The 14,709-nt window shown below is 42.3% G+C and carries 15 protein-coding genes and 1 other annotated feature; of the genes, 1 reads left to right on the top strand and 14 read right to left on the bottom strand.

Annotated features, from left to right (window positions below; genetic code table 11):
- Nucleotides 1–107 precede the first annotated feature (107 nt).
- The gene (locus V7654_RS22875; RefSeq protein WP_335433167.1) at nucleotides 108–314 is read left to right on the top strand and encodes a DUF2536 family protein; all 207 of its coding nucleotides are present in this window, start codon (nucleotides 108–110) and stop codon (nucleotides 312–314) included.
- A gap of 33 nt (nucleotides 315–347) precedes the next feature.
- Here the strand turns inward: V7654_RS22875 and V7654_RS22870 are convergent, their stop codons facing one another.
- The 14 genes from V7654_RS22870 to V7654_RS22805 all read right to left on the bottom strand — a co-directional run bounded on the left by V7654_RS22870 (nucleotide 348) and on the right by V7654_RS22805 (nucleotide 14,460).
- Nucleotides 348–1,043 (bottom strand): YrrS family protein, encoded by a 696-nt coding sequence (locus V7654_RS22870; RefSeq protein ID WP_335433165.1) that lies wholly within the window; start codon nucleotides 1,041–1,043, stop codon nucleotides 348–350.
- Nucleotides 1,044–1,143: 100 nt separating this feature from the next.
- Nucleotides 1,144–2,898, bottom strand: coding sequence for a peptidoglycan D,D-transpeptidase FtsI family protein (locus tag V7654_RS22865; RefSeq protein WP_335433163.1), 1,755 nt, complete (start codon nucleotides 2,896–2,898; stop codon nucleotides 1,144–1,146).
- A gap of 115 nt (nucleotides 2,899–3,013) precedes the next feature.
- Nucleotides 3,014–3,490, bottom strand: coding sequence for a transcription elongation factor GreA (gene greA / locus V7654_RS22860; RefSeq protein WP_335433161.1), 477 nt, complete (start codon nucleotides 3,488–3,490; stop codon nucleotides 3,014–3,016).
- A gap of 205 nt (nucleotides 3,491–3,695) precedes the next feature.
- Nucleotides 3,696–4,331, bottom strand: coding sequence for a uridine kinase (gene udk, locus V7654_RS22855; RefSeq protein WP_335433159.1), 636 nt, complete (start codon nucleotides 4,329–4,331; stop codon nucleotides 3,696–3,698).
- A gap of 3 nt (nucleotides 4,332–4,334) precedes the next feature.
- Nucleotides 4,335–5,603 (bottom strand): peptidase U32 family protein, encoded by a 1,269-nt coding sequence (locus tag V7654_RS22850; protein WP_335433158.1) that lies wholly within the window; start codon nucleotides 5,601–5,603, stop codon nucleotides 4,335–4,337.
- A gap of 26 nt (nucleotides 5,604–5,629) precedes the next feature.
- The gene (locus V7654_RS22845; protein ID WP_335433156.1) at nucleotides 5,630–6,559 is read right to left on the bottom strand and encodes a peptidase U32 family protein; all 930 of its coding nucleotides are present in this window, start codon (nucleotides 6,557–6,559) and stop codon (nucleotides 5,630–5,632) included.
- A gap of 5 nt (nucleotides 6,560–6,564) precedes the next feature.
- Entirely contained in the window at nucleotides 6,565–7,206 is a 642-nt protein-coding gene (locus V7654_RS22840; protein WP_335433154.1) for an O-methyltransferase, read from the bottom strand.
- A 121-nt stretch (nucleotides 7,207–7,327) separates the two neighbouring features.
- On the bottom strand, nucleotides 7,328–7,504 hold the full coding sequence (locus tag V7654_RS22835) for a hypothetical protein (RefSeq protein WP_335433152.1): 177 nt from the start codon (nucleotides 7,502–7,504) through the stop codon (nucleotides 7,328–7,330).
- Nucleotides 7,505–7,697: 193 nt separating this feature from the next.
- The gene (mltG, locus tag V7654_RS22830) at nucleotides 7,698–8,849 is read right to left on the bottom strand and encodes an endolytic transglycosylase MltG (RefSeq protein ID WP_335433150.1); all 1,152 of its coding nucleotides are present in this window, start codon (nucleotides 8,847–8,849) and stop codon (nucleotides 7,698–7,700) included.
- Between the two features lie 479 nt (nucleotides 8,850–9,328).
- Nucleotides 9,329–9,616 (bottom strand): DUF1292 domain-containing protein, encoded by a 288-nt coding sequence (locus V7654_RS22825; RefSeq protein WP_207500106.1) that lies wholly within the window; start codon nucleotides 9,614–9,616, stop codon nucleotides 9,329–9,331.
- A 14-nt stretch (nucleotides 9,617–9,630) separates the two neighbouring features.
- On the bottom strand, nucleotides 9,631–10,047 hold the full coding sequence (gene ruvX / locus V7654_RS22820) for a Holliday junction resolvase RuvX (protein WP_335433149.1): 417 nt from the start codon (nucleotides 10,045–10,047) through the stop codon (nucleotides 9,631–9,633).
- On the bottom strand, nucleotides 10,048–10,317 hold the full coding sequence (locus V7654_RS22815; protein WP_044394425.1) for an IreB family regulatory phosphoprotein: 270 nt from the start codon (nucleotides 10,315–10,317) through the stop codon (nucleotides 10,048–10,050).
- A gap of 77 nt (nucleotides 10,318–10,394) precedes the next feature.
- On the bottom strand, nucleotides 10,395–13,028 hold the full coding sequence (gene alaS, locus V7654_RS22810; RefSeq protein WP_335433145.1) for an alanine--tRNA ligase: 2,634 nt from the start codon (nucleotides 13,026–13,028) through the stop codon (nucleotides 10,395–10,397).
- A gap of 74 nt (nucleotides 13,029–13,102) precedes the next feature.
- Nucleotides 13,103–13,316, bottom strand: a binding site (T-box leader).
- A gap of 64 nt (nucleotides 13,317–13,380) precedes the next feature.
- On the bottom strand, nucleotides 13,381–14,460 hold the full coding sequence (locus V7654_RS22805; protein WP_335433144.1) for an AI-2E family transporter: 1,080 nt from the start codon (nucleotides 14,458–14,460) through the stop codon (nucleotides 13,381–13,383).
- Nucleotides 14,461–14,709 lie beyond the last annotated feature (249 nt).

Here is a 14,709-nt window from a genome sequence, read left to right as displayed (position 1 = left end):
GTAGGGCTTTTTCATAATTATTCCGCGGAAAGCGAGTGCCTGGAGCGGAAATCAACAGACACGTTTAACGAAGCCTATAAAAAACAATAGATATGAGGAGATTAACTATGGAATTCCATTTTGACTTAATTGAAGATAAGGTAGAATTTTTCGAAGCAATTGACCTAAAAACGCTTGAAAAGAATATAAACAAGCAAATAGAAATCAATAAAGCCATTATGCTCACTGTACACCATGTTTCTCACCAAATGCACATCGATGATAAAGGACGACTGTTCTATTCAGCACTTGTCCATTTCAAGGCAAAAAAGTAAAGGGCCCCATATTTCAGGACCCCTTTAAATAGCCTATCGCTTATCGTTTTGAATCAATTCTTCAACCTTTACTGGCTTCCAGCCCTGGCCTTCCACCCACTCAATAGCTACCCTGTAGGTTTGTTCGCTGCCTTTTGCAGAAACAGTGCCTACAGCTGTATTTGGTGCTCCATTATTTTCATTCCACCAAACCGTCATATTGTTTTTATCAATTCCAGTAGCGTAAGAATATGCTAATGTCATTTCTTGCCAATCTACCGAGTTCTGGTCAAAGACTGGAGCATGTTCGCCAGACTGAGTGGTTCCCACTGGCTGCCAGCCCGGATTCTCGATTGTCTGTTTTACATTTGCATCGCTTCCGCCCTCAGTCACCACTGGATCGCCCAGTTCTTCACTGTCTTCTGGTTCTGCAGACTCTGAATCATCTGCAGAACCTTCATCCGACTGCTCTGTCTTTTCGCCCTTATTATCTTCATCGGCATTTTCATTGCCGTTGTTATCCTTATTATCCTGTTTGCCTGAAGAGGCAGCGTCTTTTTCATTTTCTGCAGTAGCATTGCTGTTGTCCGCTGCTCCTTCATCATTACTGAAAAAAATGTTTGCAGAAACAAAGACAATTAATAAAATAACGACAACAATCAAGGTATTTAAAATAAGGTTGGTTTTTCTTCGCTTTGCCCTCGTTCTCGAACGGGCCCCCTCATTTAGGTTGTCATAATCATTCTTCAAGGTCTTTCCCTCCCTTATAAGGTTGTCAACATTCTACCATGACTTAACGCAAACTTGAAGGATTTTATCCTTATCTAATTAGTTACTGGACAATCAAACCTCATTCCTGATTATAGTCATAGACCGCTTTTACTATATCAGCAAACAGCGGATTCACTCCACCTTCATCTTCTGGCACCCCTAAATTAACGGCAACAAGTGCATACTTTGGATTATCATATGGAAAATAACCTGCAAACCATTTGTTGTGAAGCTGCTTTTCCCCATCATAGATTCCAGTCTCTGCCGTTCCGGATTTTCCAGCCACTGCATATGGCAAATCCTTGAACCACCTGCCTGTTCCATGATCATTCACAACTACTTCCCTTAAAAGCTTTTGGAGCTTCATAGCTGTATATGAGGAGATTCTATCTCCTTTCAGCTTTTCCTTTGGAAACTCAGTCATTTCCGTACCATTTTGGTACTGGATTGATAGCACAGACCTGACCATATCCTTTTCTCCTCCGCGCGCAATGGTCGCCATCATGTTCGCAATGGCCAATGGAGAGACCCTTACCTCATGCTGGCCAATTCCGGATAAGGCTGAAAAGTTACGATCCTTTCTGGCATCCTCGGATACAAAAACCCTGCCTTCCTCTTCATCCTGCATCTGCTGGAAGTTTTCCAGGTGGAATATATCCCCTTTCCAGCCCACACCGCCTGTAACTGAAAGCATTTCTGCATATCTTTCAAGAATTGTTGGATCTTTCTCCTGCAGTTCTCTGGCGATTTCTCCAAATGTACGGTTGCAGCTTCTCGCAAAACTGTCAGTAAAATTAAGCATTCCATGATCGTATTTCAGATCAGGCTCTCCATTTAACTTTTTGCTGCAATCAAACTTCCGACTTGGATCATCAAGCCCGGAATCTATTGCTGCCGCCGCGACAACAGTCTTAAAAACTGAACCTGGAATGTGCTGCTTGACCATCATATTTTCTATTCCCTTGTCGCTGAATGGAGCTTTCTTATTGATTTCCGGCCTAGATACCATCGATAGCACGCTATTCGTTTTGATATCGAGCAATACAACTCCGCCCTTTTTTATGCCATAGTTGTCTACTGCTTCTTCGACAATCGTTTGAAGGCCCTTATCGATCGAGGTCTGTACGTTTATTGGATAAAACGGATTTGCCGGTTCAATATACTTTACATTAATGCCAAATAGCGGTGCCCCTTCACCATCCACATGGTAGACAAGCCTCGATTTCCCTTCCGCTACGAGAAATTCATCAAAGCTTTTTTCGAGGCCAGAGAGGCCAATCAATGTTCTTGGAAGGAAGTCCTTCTCCCCGTATCGTGATTTCAGAAGGCTCTCGTTTTCACCAATAATGCCAAGTAGCTGAGCCGCAGGGATTTTATCCAATGGATACTTACGCTCAACAGCAAACACACCTGGGATTTTCATCTCATTAATTGCATCCATCTGGCTTTTGGTGAGAATCACAGGATCTGGATCACCGTACGCAAATGGCTCCTTTGATTTTTCAACCGCATTCTTAAGTGCATACTCAGATACACCTATGGTCTTTGCAACCTGATTTACCTGCCAGTCCATCTTTTTTAAAAAAGGGAAAAGAACAAGGACCGATGACGTTTCATAGGATAAGGGATTACCTGAACGATCAAGAAAATTTCCCCTGCCATTGTCAACAACCATTTCCTGTGACCTTTGCTTGACACTTGCCTCTATCAAATTAATTTCGTGCTTTGAAAATGATTCTGTATCAAGAAGCTGCAACTGCGCCAGCCTGAACAGAAGAAGGCCAATGCCGGCAATACATATGCTGATCCAGACAATCATTCTTTTCCTGCGCATAAAAAAACACCTCGTCAAAAGTTTTGACGAGGTTTTGAAGTTTCAAACTGTTAAATTGGAACAGCTTGAACAAAATTATTTTTTCGTTATGTTTTTTCATGTTAGCAAAAACAGCCTATTTGATAGATGTGATACGGACGCTCATTTCACCGCCAGGAGTCTGAACGGAAACTTCGTCTCCAACTTTTTTACCCATTAAGCTCTTAGCGATTGGAGAGTCATTTGAGATTTTACCTTCAAATGGGTCTGCTTCAGCGCTACCTACGATTGTGTAGGATTCTTCATCACCATTAGGAAGCTCTACGAAAGTGACAGTACGGCCTAAGATAACTGCATCTGTACTTAATTCGCCTTCCTCAATGATTTTTGCATTGCGGATCATATTTTCCAGAGTTGTAATACGGCCTTCAACAAACGCTTGCTCTTCTTTTGCAGAATCGTACTCAGAGTTCTCTGAAAGGTCACCGAAGCTGCGCGCGATTTTAATTCTCTCAACAACTTCTTTACGTTTAACCGTTTTCAACATTTCCAATTCTTGTTCCAGCTTTTCTTTCCCTGCCACTGTCATAGGAAAAACTTTCTCTGTAGCCAAAATCCTTCACTCCTTCTAGTCTTCACAATTCCCCAAAAAATAGATTGTGTAATATTATATTATGTAACCTGAAAAATATACAGGAGCGCGTCCTTTTCAAGGGCGCGCATTAAAAGAGAGTCCAAAAGTGGACCATTAAATTAGTCCGGACTACTAGAAGCACTGATTAAGTACTTCTATGTCCAGCTTTATCTATGCTATTGTGTCACAAAAATGATTTTTGTTCAAGAATTGTTTGAATTTTTGTTACCATTAGGTCGATTGCGACATGATTATGGCCGCCCTCCGGAATGATAATATCTGCATAACGTTTAGTAGGTTCAATGAACTGGTTGTGCATTGGCCTTACCACATTTACATATTGCTCAATTACAGAATCCATAGAACGGCCACGCTCTTTGATATCACGAAGTAGGCGGCGGATAATACGCAAATCAGCATCTGTATCAACATAAAGCTTCATATCCATCAGGTCCCTTAATCGCTCATCTTCAAGAATCAAGATTCCTTCTAGAATGATGACATCCTTCGGTTCCACATCAATGATTTCACTTGACCTTGTATGGATCGCATAATCATAAACTGGCTTCTCAATTGGTTCATAGCGAAGCAGTTTTTCGATATGCTCTATTAAAAGATCATTGTCAAATGCCAGCGGATGGTCGTAGTTTGTCTTTAAACGCTCTTCCATTGGCAAATGGCTTTGGTCTTTATAATAATAATCTTGTTCTAACATCAGGATTGAATGGCCCTTAAAGCTATCAATGATTGCTTTCGTGACACTGGTTTTTCCTGAGCCGGAGCCGCCGGCTACACCAATTACAACAGGCTTGCGGTTCATCTCTTACTTCTCCTTCCGCATCATGTTATTTGGGTAGACAGGCTTGTCCATCTTGAACTTAACGATTTGCAGGGGATGGCGGGCAACATCAAGTTCGTTGCCATCTTCATCCCAGATTTTTTCAACTACATGGGTAAAGTTCTCGATTTCCGGTCCAAAGAATTCAACCTCGTCTCCCGGCTTAAAGAAATTCCTTTGCTGAAGTGTCACCATTTGGTTTTCAGCATCATAATCAAGCACAAGTCCAGCGAAGTCGAATGTCGTCTTCTTGCTATGGTTTCCAAACATTTGCTCTTTATACCCTGGAACTCCTTCAAAGAACGCAGTTGCCGTCTCACGATTCGCACATTTATCAAGTTCTTCAAGCCATTCCTGCTTAATGACAAAGTTCTCAGGATCCGCACAATAAGCATCGATCACTTTGCGATACACACTTACAACTGTAGCGATATAGTGAATTGACTTCATTCGGCCTTCGATTTTAAGGCTGTCAATGCCATGCTCGATCATACGGGGAATGGATTCAATCAGTTTAAGGTCTTTAGGACTCATTGCAAATGGAGCATCGCCTTCACCGAACAATGGGTTTTCTTCATTACCTTCGAGTGTATATAAATCGTAATCCCAACGGCATGACTGGCAGCAGCCGCCGCGGTTCGAATCTCGAGCAGTCATATGATTGCTTAAAGTACAGCGACCCGAATAAGCAATACACATAGCACCATGGATAAAGGTCTCGATTTCTATATCGACTTTTTCTTTCATTTCCTTGATTTCTTCACCACTTGTTTCACGAGCAAGAACAACGCGTTCAAGTCCTTCTTCTTTCCAGAATTGAACTGCTTTCCAGTTAGAAAGAGATTGCTGTGTACTCAAGTGAACCTCTATTTCAGGAGCAACCCTGCGGCACGTTTCGATGATCAATGGATCAGCCACGATTATTCCGTGAACTCCTGCTTCCTTTAATCCCATAAGGTATTCTTCAAGCCCATCAATATTTTCATTATGAGCAAAAATATTCGTCGTTACATAAATCTTCGCGCCGTATTTCTTAGCAAATTCGACGCCTTCCTTCATTTCCTCAAATGTAAAGTTATCTGCGTTTGAACGCAAACCATACTCCTGGCCGCCAATAAATACGGCATCTGCACCATAATGGACGGCAATCTTCAATTTTTCAAGATTTCCGGCTGGAGCAAGCAGTTCTGGTTTTTTCACGATAACACGTTTTCCGTCAACAATTTGTGATATCTTGTCTGTCACTGCTGTCATGACGCTACCTCCTTATATTCTAACTTCTAGTAAACAGTCTCTTTAAAGAAGAATCCAGTATCAAGCGGGCGGTTTGGCGGCTGAATCTCTTCGGCTGCAGCCAATAGCTCGTCTTTTTCATCTTCGTATTGATCAGGGTCTTCTACAGCCAAATCAATCGCTTTGCGATACAGTTTCGTAATTTCCAATATATATTCAGGACTCTTAAGTACTCCTTCAATTTTAAAAGATTCTATGCCTGCTTCAACAAGTTCTGTGAGCTCATCAATGATACAAATATCATTTGGACTCATGATATGAGTTCCATTTTCGTCTTCAAAAATAGGATATTTGTTTTCACGCTCTTTATCATGAAGGAACATATTTTGTTCCTTTTTTCGGTTTTCGACTTCCATCGCCTTACCCTGGTATTCGAAATAATGGCCAAGAAGTGGACGTTTAGATTGGAACATATTCATCATTCCATGAACCTGGACCTCAATCTCAACCTCTGCGTTCTCTTTCATTTCAACAATAGCATCCATGTTGATTTCTCTGGCAAGAACAGCACGTTTTGCGCCTTTTCTTCCCCAGTAATTGCATGTATACCAGTTTGTCCCTGTTGTTTCCGTGCTCCAGTGCAGCTTCATGTCAGGAGTATGTTCTTTAGCAGCCATCAATACAGCAGGATCGCCAAAGATAACGGCATCTGCATTGATTTCTTTTAAGAATGTCAGATACTCTCCTAGCAATTCAATCTTTTCATTATGGAATAGGGCATTCATCGCTACATAGACTTTCTTGCCTTTGGAGTGCGCAAGTTCAACTGCTGTTTTTACATCTTCACGTAAAAATTCACCAGCAAGACGAAGTCCAAATTTTTGTTCTCCGACGACAAATGCATCTGCTCCAGCTTCAGCTAAAGGAATAATATCATTTACACTGACCGGTGTTACCAATAATTCAGGTTTCTTCATTCCGCTCACCTCTTCTTACTAACCGCTACACCATCGCCAATCGGAAGAATGATCGTATCATACTCCGGATGACTGGACAGCCAGCGGTTGAATTCATCTATTTTTTTTACAAGACTGCGAATCCTCTTGCTTTCAATCACCTGATCATCATAAACATGACCCTTGAAAAGCACATTGTCTGTAATGATTAGCCCTCCAGGCTTAAGTAACCTGGAATAAATTTCAAAAAATCTCTTATACTGGCCCTTCGCCGCATCAATGAAAATGGCATCGAATGGTGCATATTCGCTGACTTCCTGTTCCAGCTCCAAAGCATCTCCTTTGATTTGGACAATTTGTCTTTGCAATCCTGACCGTTTGATATAATCTACAGCCAGATTAAATCGTTCCTCATCCCGTTCGAGTGTCACGATTTTTGTTGCAGGAAGAGCAAATGCCATCCTGAGTGCTGAGTAGCCAATGGCTGTGCCTACTTCAAGAATCGCGTCAGGCTGCTGAAGGCGCAAGAGCTGAAGCATCGTCTCAATCCCTGCTGGCTCCATGATTGGAACATCATTGATTTCCGCGTACTCCTCCATTTCAGCAAGCAGGCCTTGTCTCGGCTGTATAAGTGAATCTATATAATCCTGCAGCTTTTCATTTAGCAAGCTGCCCTCACCTCTATTCAAAGGCTAGAAATTAGCCAGTGTGAAAATCTATATATGCCCAAGGAAAAAAGGTCCTCGGAGCATGAAAAAAATAGCGTTCACAGGATAAGAGAGGCAAACTTCAGATTGTCAGAAACCAGACAACCTGCTTCTTCAGCCTTGTGAGGCCATAACTCTTAATTCTGTAATGCACGCTATCAAAAGAAAAGCGGAAGCGCGTTGAATGAACGTCGACTACAATCGCCACATCCTGTGGCAACGTCGACGTCAGCCCATCCTGGGGTAGTCCGACAGGCATAAGACAGACGGCGAGGAGGCAGTTCCTCAGCCACCATAGCCGGCTGGCTTATGACCCGAGGGGCTAGGCGCTGGAGCTAGACAGTAATCTAAGTAAAAAAAGAAATCTTTTTTATCTAGAAAAAAACACTTGAATTATTTTACCACAATAAGAAGGGAAATGCTAATCTTTCTGCATCTCCCTATAGGTATTACTATTTTTTGCTTGTGATATGTTCATTCTTTTTACGATTGTGCTCTTCCAGTGTCTTAGAGAAGAGAACCTCACCAGTTGATGTTGCGAGGAAATACAAATCGTCTGTATCAGCAGGTGCTAGAGCTGCTTCAATCGACATTACGCCTGGATTTGCAATTGGTCCAGGAGGCAATCCAGTGTATTTATAGGTGTTGTAGGGGTCGTCGATTTCAAGATCTTCATAAAGTACCCGGTCTTTATGCTCTCCATGGGAATAAAGGACAGTCGGGTCAGTTTGAAGCATCATTCCCTCTTTCATTCGATTGTAGAAGACGCTGGCGATTTTATCGCGATCAACCTTTTCGGTTGCTTCTTCTTCAATGAGCGATGCCATAGTCATCACTTGATGGGTCGACATTTCTTTCTCTTCCATTTGGCCCTTGAATTCACCCAATACTCCTTTTGTTTTAGTGAGCATGACCGTCACGATCTCTTCGACCGTTGGTTTGTCTGAGTAAAAAGGATATGTCGCAGGGAATAAATAGCCCTCAAGCGGATATTTGACCTTTTCATTCAAGATTTCCTCGGATAGTACATCGGGATATTTCCCCATCATTTTCTTTATAAATTCTTTGTCGTTCAGTTGTTTAAAAATCTGTTCCTGGTCCTGCTGTGTCTTTTCAGCAATGATTCCAGCAATTTGTGACAGCTGTTTGCCTTCTGGTATAGTGATTTTCATAACCACGTCCTGCATGACTTTTCCTGTTTTTAAACTTGAGATAATTTCAGGAATGGTCATGGAAGGATTCATTTTATAATCTCCAGCCATGAAACCGGATTCATTCTTAAACTTTACATAATACTTGAAAATCTTGGCGTCTTTTATGACCCCTTCATCCTCTAGTATTTTACCGATACCAGTAGTAGACGAACCGATAGGAATCGTGACATTGATGTTTTTCTTGCTGTTTTCATCCACAGGCTTCAATGCGGATTTAATATAGTAATATCCGCCTCCGCCTAAGGCGCCAATCAGAAGAATCGCTACAATTGCTGTAACGAAGACAATCCTTCGGACAACGCTTGCTTCCTTCTGCTGTTCGATTAATTTCTCAGCAATCACTTGCTTTTTGTCATTGTTAGGTTTATTTATATTTTTCTCGTCAGACATAAGCTCCCCCTCCAGTCACAGGGCTAATCACCTGGATAATCTCTATTTTCACATCTCGCACCATTATACTATATTTTATATTTTTATTTGCAAATAATTACGAAAAAATACCTCAAGTGACAAATTAACCTATAATCCAACATGGAGGTCATAAGGAATTTGTATTCGCTTAGGTGGATGTTTGCGTATTCACTTGATTTCTGCTTCCAGGTGTTTGATTTTAGTAGTTTTCACTATGTGCGAGGAAAAAATCCTGGTGAGTTGATCTCGGAAGACTTCTCATCACCATTCGAGAGAGAAATATTCTGTTGAGCTGTTCTCGGGGGGCTTCTCATCACCATTGGAGAGAGAAAAATTAAAATTGAAATAAAAAAACAATAAAAGCTGCTATAAAGCCAGCAGCAGATTTGAGAGAAGAACATTTGCTAAAATTATATAAAAAAAGACCAGGCCGCATTTAGCCTGGTCTCTAGCATGGTTTATTCTTCGTCTTGCTCAGCAAGGAACGTTTCAAGCATTTCTTCAATCATATCCCATTCTTCATCAGTTTCGATAGGCATCAATTCGCCATCCTGATTATCTTCAGTTGGCATAAATGATGAAGCGTGGATTTCAATTTCCTCATCGTCGCTTTCATCTGCACCGATTGGATAGTATAAAACATAAGACTTGCCGAACTCTTCAGAGTCAAATGTAAAAAGCACTTCACATAATTGTTCGTTACCGTTTTCGTCTACTACTGTAATGTTGTTTTCTCCGTGATCCATTAAAGTCACCTCATTTAATTTTGGCTATTTAGATAGCCTTGTAGAATCATCATTGCGGCCATTTTATCAATGACTTTTTTACGTTTTTTACGGCTGACGTCCGCCTCCAGCAAAACACGCTCTGCTGCAACTGTCGTTAAACGCTCGTCCCAAAGGACAACATGGACGCCGAACCTTTCTTCCAATTCACGGGCAAAGAATTGGCTGGCTTCGCCCCGGGGGCCGATTGTGCCATTCATGTTCTTAGGCAATCCAACGACAACTTTGCTGACATCATACTCTTTTATTATTTTACCTAATTCATCGAAACCAAACACATTTTCTTCTTCGTTAATTTTCAGTGTTTCAAGTCCCTGAGCAGTCCATCCAAGTTCATCGCTCAGTGCAATGCCGACAGTTTTTGAGCCGACATCTAGTCCCATTGTACGCATTTATTTCCCCTCTCGGTGGTTCCTTAAATAGGATTTAACCAATTCCTCGATAATTTCATCCCGTTCCAGCTTGCGGATGATATTGCGGGCATCCCGATGGCGGGGAATATAAGCCGGATCGCCAGAGAGCAGATAACCGACAATCTGGTTAATCGGGTTATATCCTTTTTCCTGCAATGCTTCATAGACCTGCAGCAGGACTTCATTCACATCATGCTCAAAAGGCTCTTCGGGAAAATTAAATCTCATCGTCTTATCAAACGAGCTCATCGAATGCACCTCACTTCAAAAAATGGAAGGCAAAATTTTCTTAGATTACCTTCATTCTACACTACTTTCGCTTTATATCAAATTGATTTAACCCATTCTTCGGCAAATTGAATCGCATTGTCGAGTTTTGATGGGTCCTTCCCGCCAGCTTGAGCCATATCTGGACGGCCTCCGCCGCCTCCGCCACAAATGGATGCTGCTTCCTTGATCAGCTTTCCTGCCTGGTAGCCCTTGCTGATCAAATCATCTGTCACCGCTGCAATCAGGTTCACTTTGCTTCCATCGGATGTTCCAAGAAGGATAACAGCTGAACCCAGCTTTTGCTTTAATTCATCAGCCATATTCCTCAGGCTGTTCATATCAGCTGCCTGAACACGAGCCGCAAGCAATTGAACACCATTCACTTCTTTTACTTTTGATGCAAGGCTTCCTGCTTCAATATTACCCAATTTTGCAGCAAGAGATTCATTTTCGCGCTGAAGCTGCTTCATTTCAACCAGCAATGAATCAATTCTGTTTGCTACTTCCTTAGGAGCTGTCTTTAATTTTGCAGCTGCATCTTTCAGGATCGCAATCTGATCGTTCAGCACTCTGTAAGCTGCCTCGCCTGTTACAGCTTCAATCCTTCTTGTTCCCGCACCGATACCACCTTCAGATACAATCTTGAACAATCCGATGACGGATGTATTAGGAACATGGCAGCCTCCGCAAAGCTCGAGGCTGTAATCTCCGACTTTGACAACGCGGACGATATCACCATACTTTTCGCCGAACAGAGCCATAGCTCCCATTTCCTTAGCTTCAGCTATTGGTTTTAAGCTTATATCCACCTGGATGCTTCTCCAGATTTTCTCGTTCACGATTGCTTCTACCTTTTCAAGCTCTTCAGCTGTTACCTGGCCAAAGTGGGAGAAGTCAAAACGGAGTCTGTCAGGTTCGACAAGTGATCCAGCCTGGTTTACATGCGTTCCGAGAGTATCCTTCAATGCCTGGTGAAGCAGGTGTGTTGCAGTATGGTTCTTAATGATTTTCGCGCGGTTGTCCTGGTCAACCTTTACTGTTACTTCCATGCCGTTTGTGACACTGCCTTCTTCAACAACTGCGTGATGCAGATTCTGTCCATTAGGTGCTTTCTTAACATCTTTTACAGATAATCTTACTCCATCAGCGGTAATCGTACCTTTGTCAGCAATTTGTCCTCCGCTTTCTGCATAGAAAGGAGTGATATCGAGGATGAAGTCGATTTCTTCCCCAGCAGCTGCCTTTTCTGCCAACTGTCCGTCTTTCACTAGTGCAACGATTTTGCTGTTCGATTCAAAGGTATCGTATCCAACGAATTCGCTGCTAACTTTAATGTCGCCAAGGACTCCGCCCTGTACCTGCATGGATCCTACATCCTGTCGTGCAGCCCTCGCTCTTTCACGCTGAGACTCCATCTCGACTTCAAAGCCTTCATGGTCAACCTTCATGCCCTCATCTTCAGCATATTCCTCCGTAAGTTCAACAGGGAAGCCATAAGTGTCATAAAGGCGGAAGATATCCTTGCCCTGAATCAAGTCGCTGCCTTTTTCCTTTTCTTTCTTGATCAGATCGGAAAGGATTGCAAGGCCTTCATGCAATGTTTCATGGAAACGGTCCTCTTCATTTTTGATAACCTTTTGGATAAACTCAGTGTTTTCTTTTACCTCTGGGTAGAAGTCATGCATGATTTCTCCAACTACTGGAACCAATTCGAACATGAACGGACGGTTGATGTTCAATTTTTTCGCATAGCGGACAGCGCGGCGCAGCAGTCTGCGGAGCACATATCCTCGGCCTTCATTAGATGGAAGGGCACCGTCGCCAACCGCAAATGCTACCGTACGGATATGGTCAGCGATGACCTTGAATGCTTCATCCTTTTCCTTTGAAACGCCATATTTTTCACCGGAAATCTCTTCCGTGCTATTGATGATCGGCATGAACAAATCAGTGTCAAAGTTTGTTGGAACGTCCTGGACAACTGAAGCCATACGCTCTAAACCCATTCCTGTATCAATGTTTTTCTTCGGAAGCGGAGTGTATGTCCCGTCCGGATTATGGTTGAATTCAGAGAATACAAGGTTCCATACTTCAAGGTAACGATCATTTTCGCCGCCAGGATATAATTCCGGATCTTCCGGATCATTTCCGTATTCCGGTCCTCTGTCATAGAAAATTTCTGTATTTGGTCCGCTTGGCCCTTCGCCGATATCCCAGAAGTTTCCTTCTAGGCGGATAATACGTTCTTCAGGAACTCCGATTTTTTCTCGCCAAATGTTGAATGCTTCATCATCTTCTGGATGAATCGTTACTGAGAGCTTTTCAGGATCAAAGCCGATCCAATTTTTATCTGTAAGGAACTCCCAGGCAAATTCTATCGCTTCAACCTTGAAGTAATCGCCAATTGAGAAGTTTCCAAGCATTTCGAAGAATGTATGGTGACGTGCAGTTTTGCCGACATTCTCGATATCATTTGTACGAATTGATTTCTGTGCGTTTGTGATTCTTGGATTTTCCGGGACGACACGGCCGTCAAAATACTTTTTCAAAGTCGCAACACCGCTGTTAATCCATAGCAAAGATGGATCGTCGTGAGGAACGAGTGAAGCACTCGGTTCGATGGCATGGCCCTTTTCCTTAAAAAATTCAAGATACATTTTTCTGATTTCAGAACCTGTTAGTTTTTTCATATACACAACCTCCTAAATCGGTCAAAATTAAGCATTTCAGGGATTTTAGGCAACAAAAAAAGCCCTCATCCCTGGACAGGGACGAGAGCTTGCTCGCGGTACCACCCTGATTATGGACGCGAAAAACATGCGCCCATCTCTCAATAACGCCTTAACGCGGCTGCTACGGCAGGTTTTGCCTGCACTCCGGAATAGCCTTCTGTTATCCTTCACCGGGAATTCTTCCAGCCCATGGAATTCCTCTCTGAACGATGGTCTATAACATACTCGTTCCTTCTACATTTTGCTAATTATTATTCTATAGCCGAATTATATATAGCAGTTTCCAGTTTGTCAAACGACTTCGTAAAATTTATGTCGGCTCATCTTTTTTCCTTTCCAAAATAATATGGTCTTTCGCATGGACAAAGGCCGCTCTCAGAACTACTAGAACTGGTACAGCGAGGATTAACCCAAGAATTCCGCCGATTTCTCCCCCTGCCAGCAGGGCAAACATGATCATCAGCGGGTGCATATGAAGACTTTTTCCAACAATTAAAGGAGATAGGATATTCCCTTCTAAAAATTGCAGCGAAAATACAATCGCTAAGGAAATCAGCACCATTTTCACCGACATTGTTGCAGCAATGATCACAGCTGGAATGGCCCCGATGATCGGACCGAAATACGGGATGACGTTCGTGATGCCAACAATCGCTCCAAGTAGCAAGGAATATTTCAAGCCGGCAATCCAAAAGAAAACGGATGATAATACACCAATTACCAGACAAACAAGCAGCTGCCCTCTGATGTAACTTCCTAATGATTTATCGACGTCATGCAGGAACCGTGTGCCTGGCTGCCTCCATTGGCGCGGAGTAAGATACCATGCTGTTTTTTTCATCACATCAAAATCCTTCAGCATATAAAATGCAATGAAGGGGATCACAGCAATTGTCAGGATGGAATTGATGATATCCATTAAGAAGGTCATTGCGCCTGCCAGCACATTATCCAGCCATTTTTCAATATCATTAATTCCATCTTCAATTCTCTCGTGGATTCCAGCCGGCCATGTGGAAGTCTGGTCCATAATGTTGTTTACCATTTGCTTGTATTGTGTCGCAAATAATGGAGCGTTTTCTGCAAGATCGCGCAATTGGTGAATTAACGCAGGCACTCCTTTGTAAAATGCAAACCCCGCTCCGCCAAAAAATAATATATATATAATCAAGATGGAAATTCCTCGATGAAGTCCCCGGGCATGAAGACCTTCCACGATCGGGTGAAGCAAATATGTAATAAACGCTGCGATAGTAAAGGGGATGAGCAGCTTGACGATGATTTCTAAAATTGGCACCCATAATGCTTGTAGTTTTATAAACACGTAAATGACAATAAATAAAAGGAGTAGAAATCCAAGCCGGTAATACCATTTCATTTGGATATTCATTTTCTCGCCCTCCTTTTTGCTTATTCTTGAAAGAATGAGGGTGGATTATTCATATTCAAAGAAAAGAGTGATATACTTCATTAATTCACTGGACAATCAGTGTCCCTTTCAGGCTAGCTTTTTAAACCTCATGCTTCAAACTAATAAATCCCCTGCTTTAACATGGGATTTCAGCTTGCCGACAAAGATACAGATCACAGATCAATTATTGAAAACCTGTTGATTGGAGTGGAAGGCGCGTAGACTCCT

The organism is Bacillus sp. JJ1609 (assembly GCF_036967045.1).
Taxonomy (GTDB): domain Bacteria; phylum Bacillota; class Bacilli; order Bacillales; family Cytobacillaceae; genus Mesobacillus.
The sequence above is the reverse complement of the archived record's forward strand: the minus strand, read 5'-3'. Positions and strand labels throughout refer to the sequence as shown.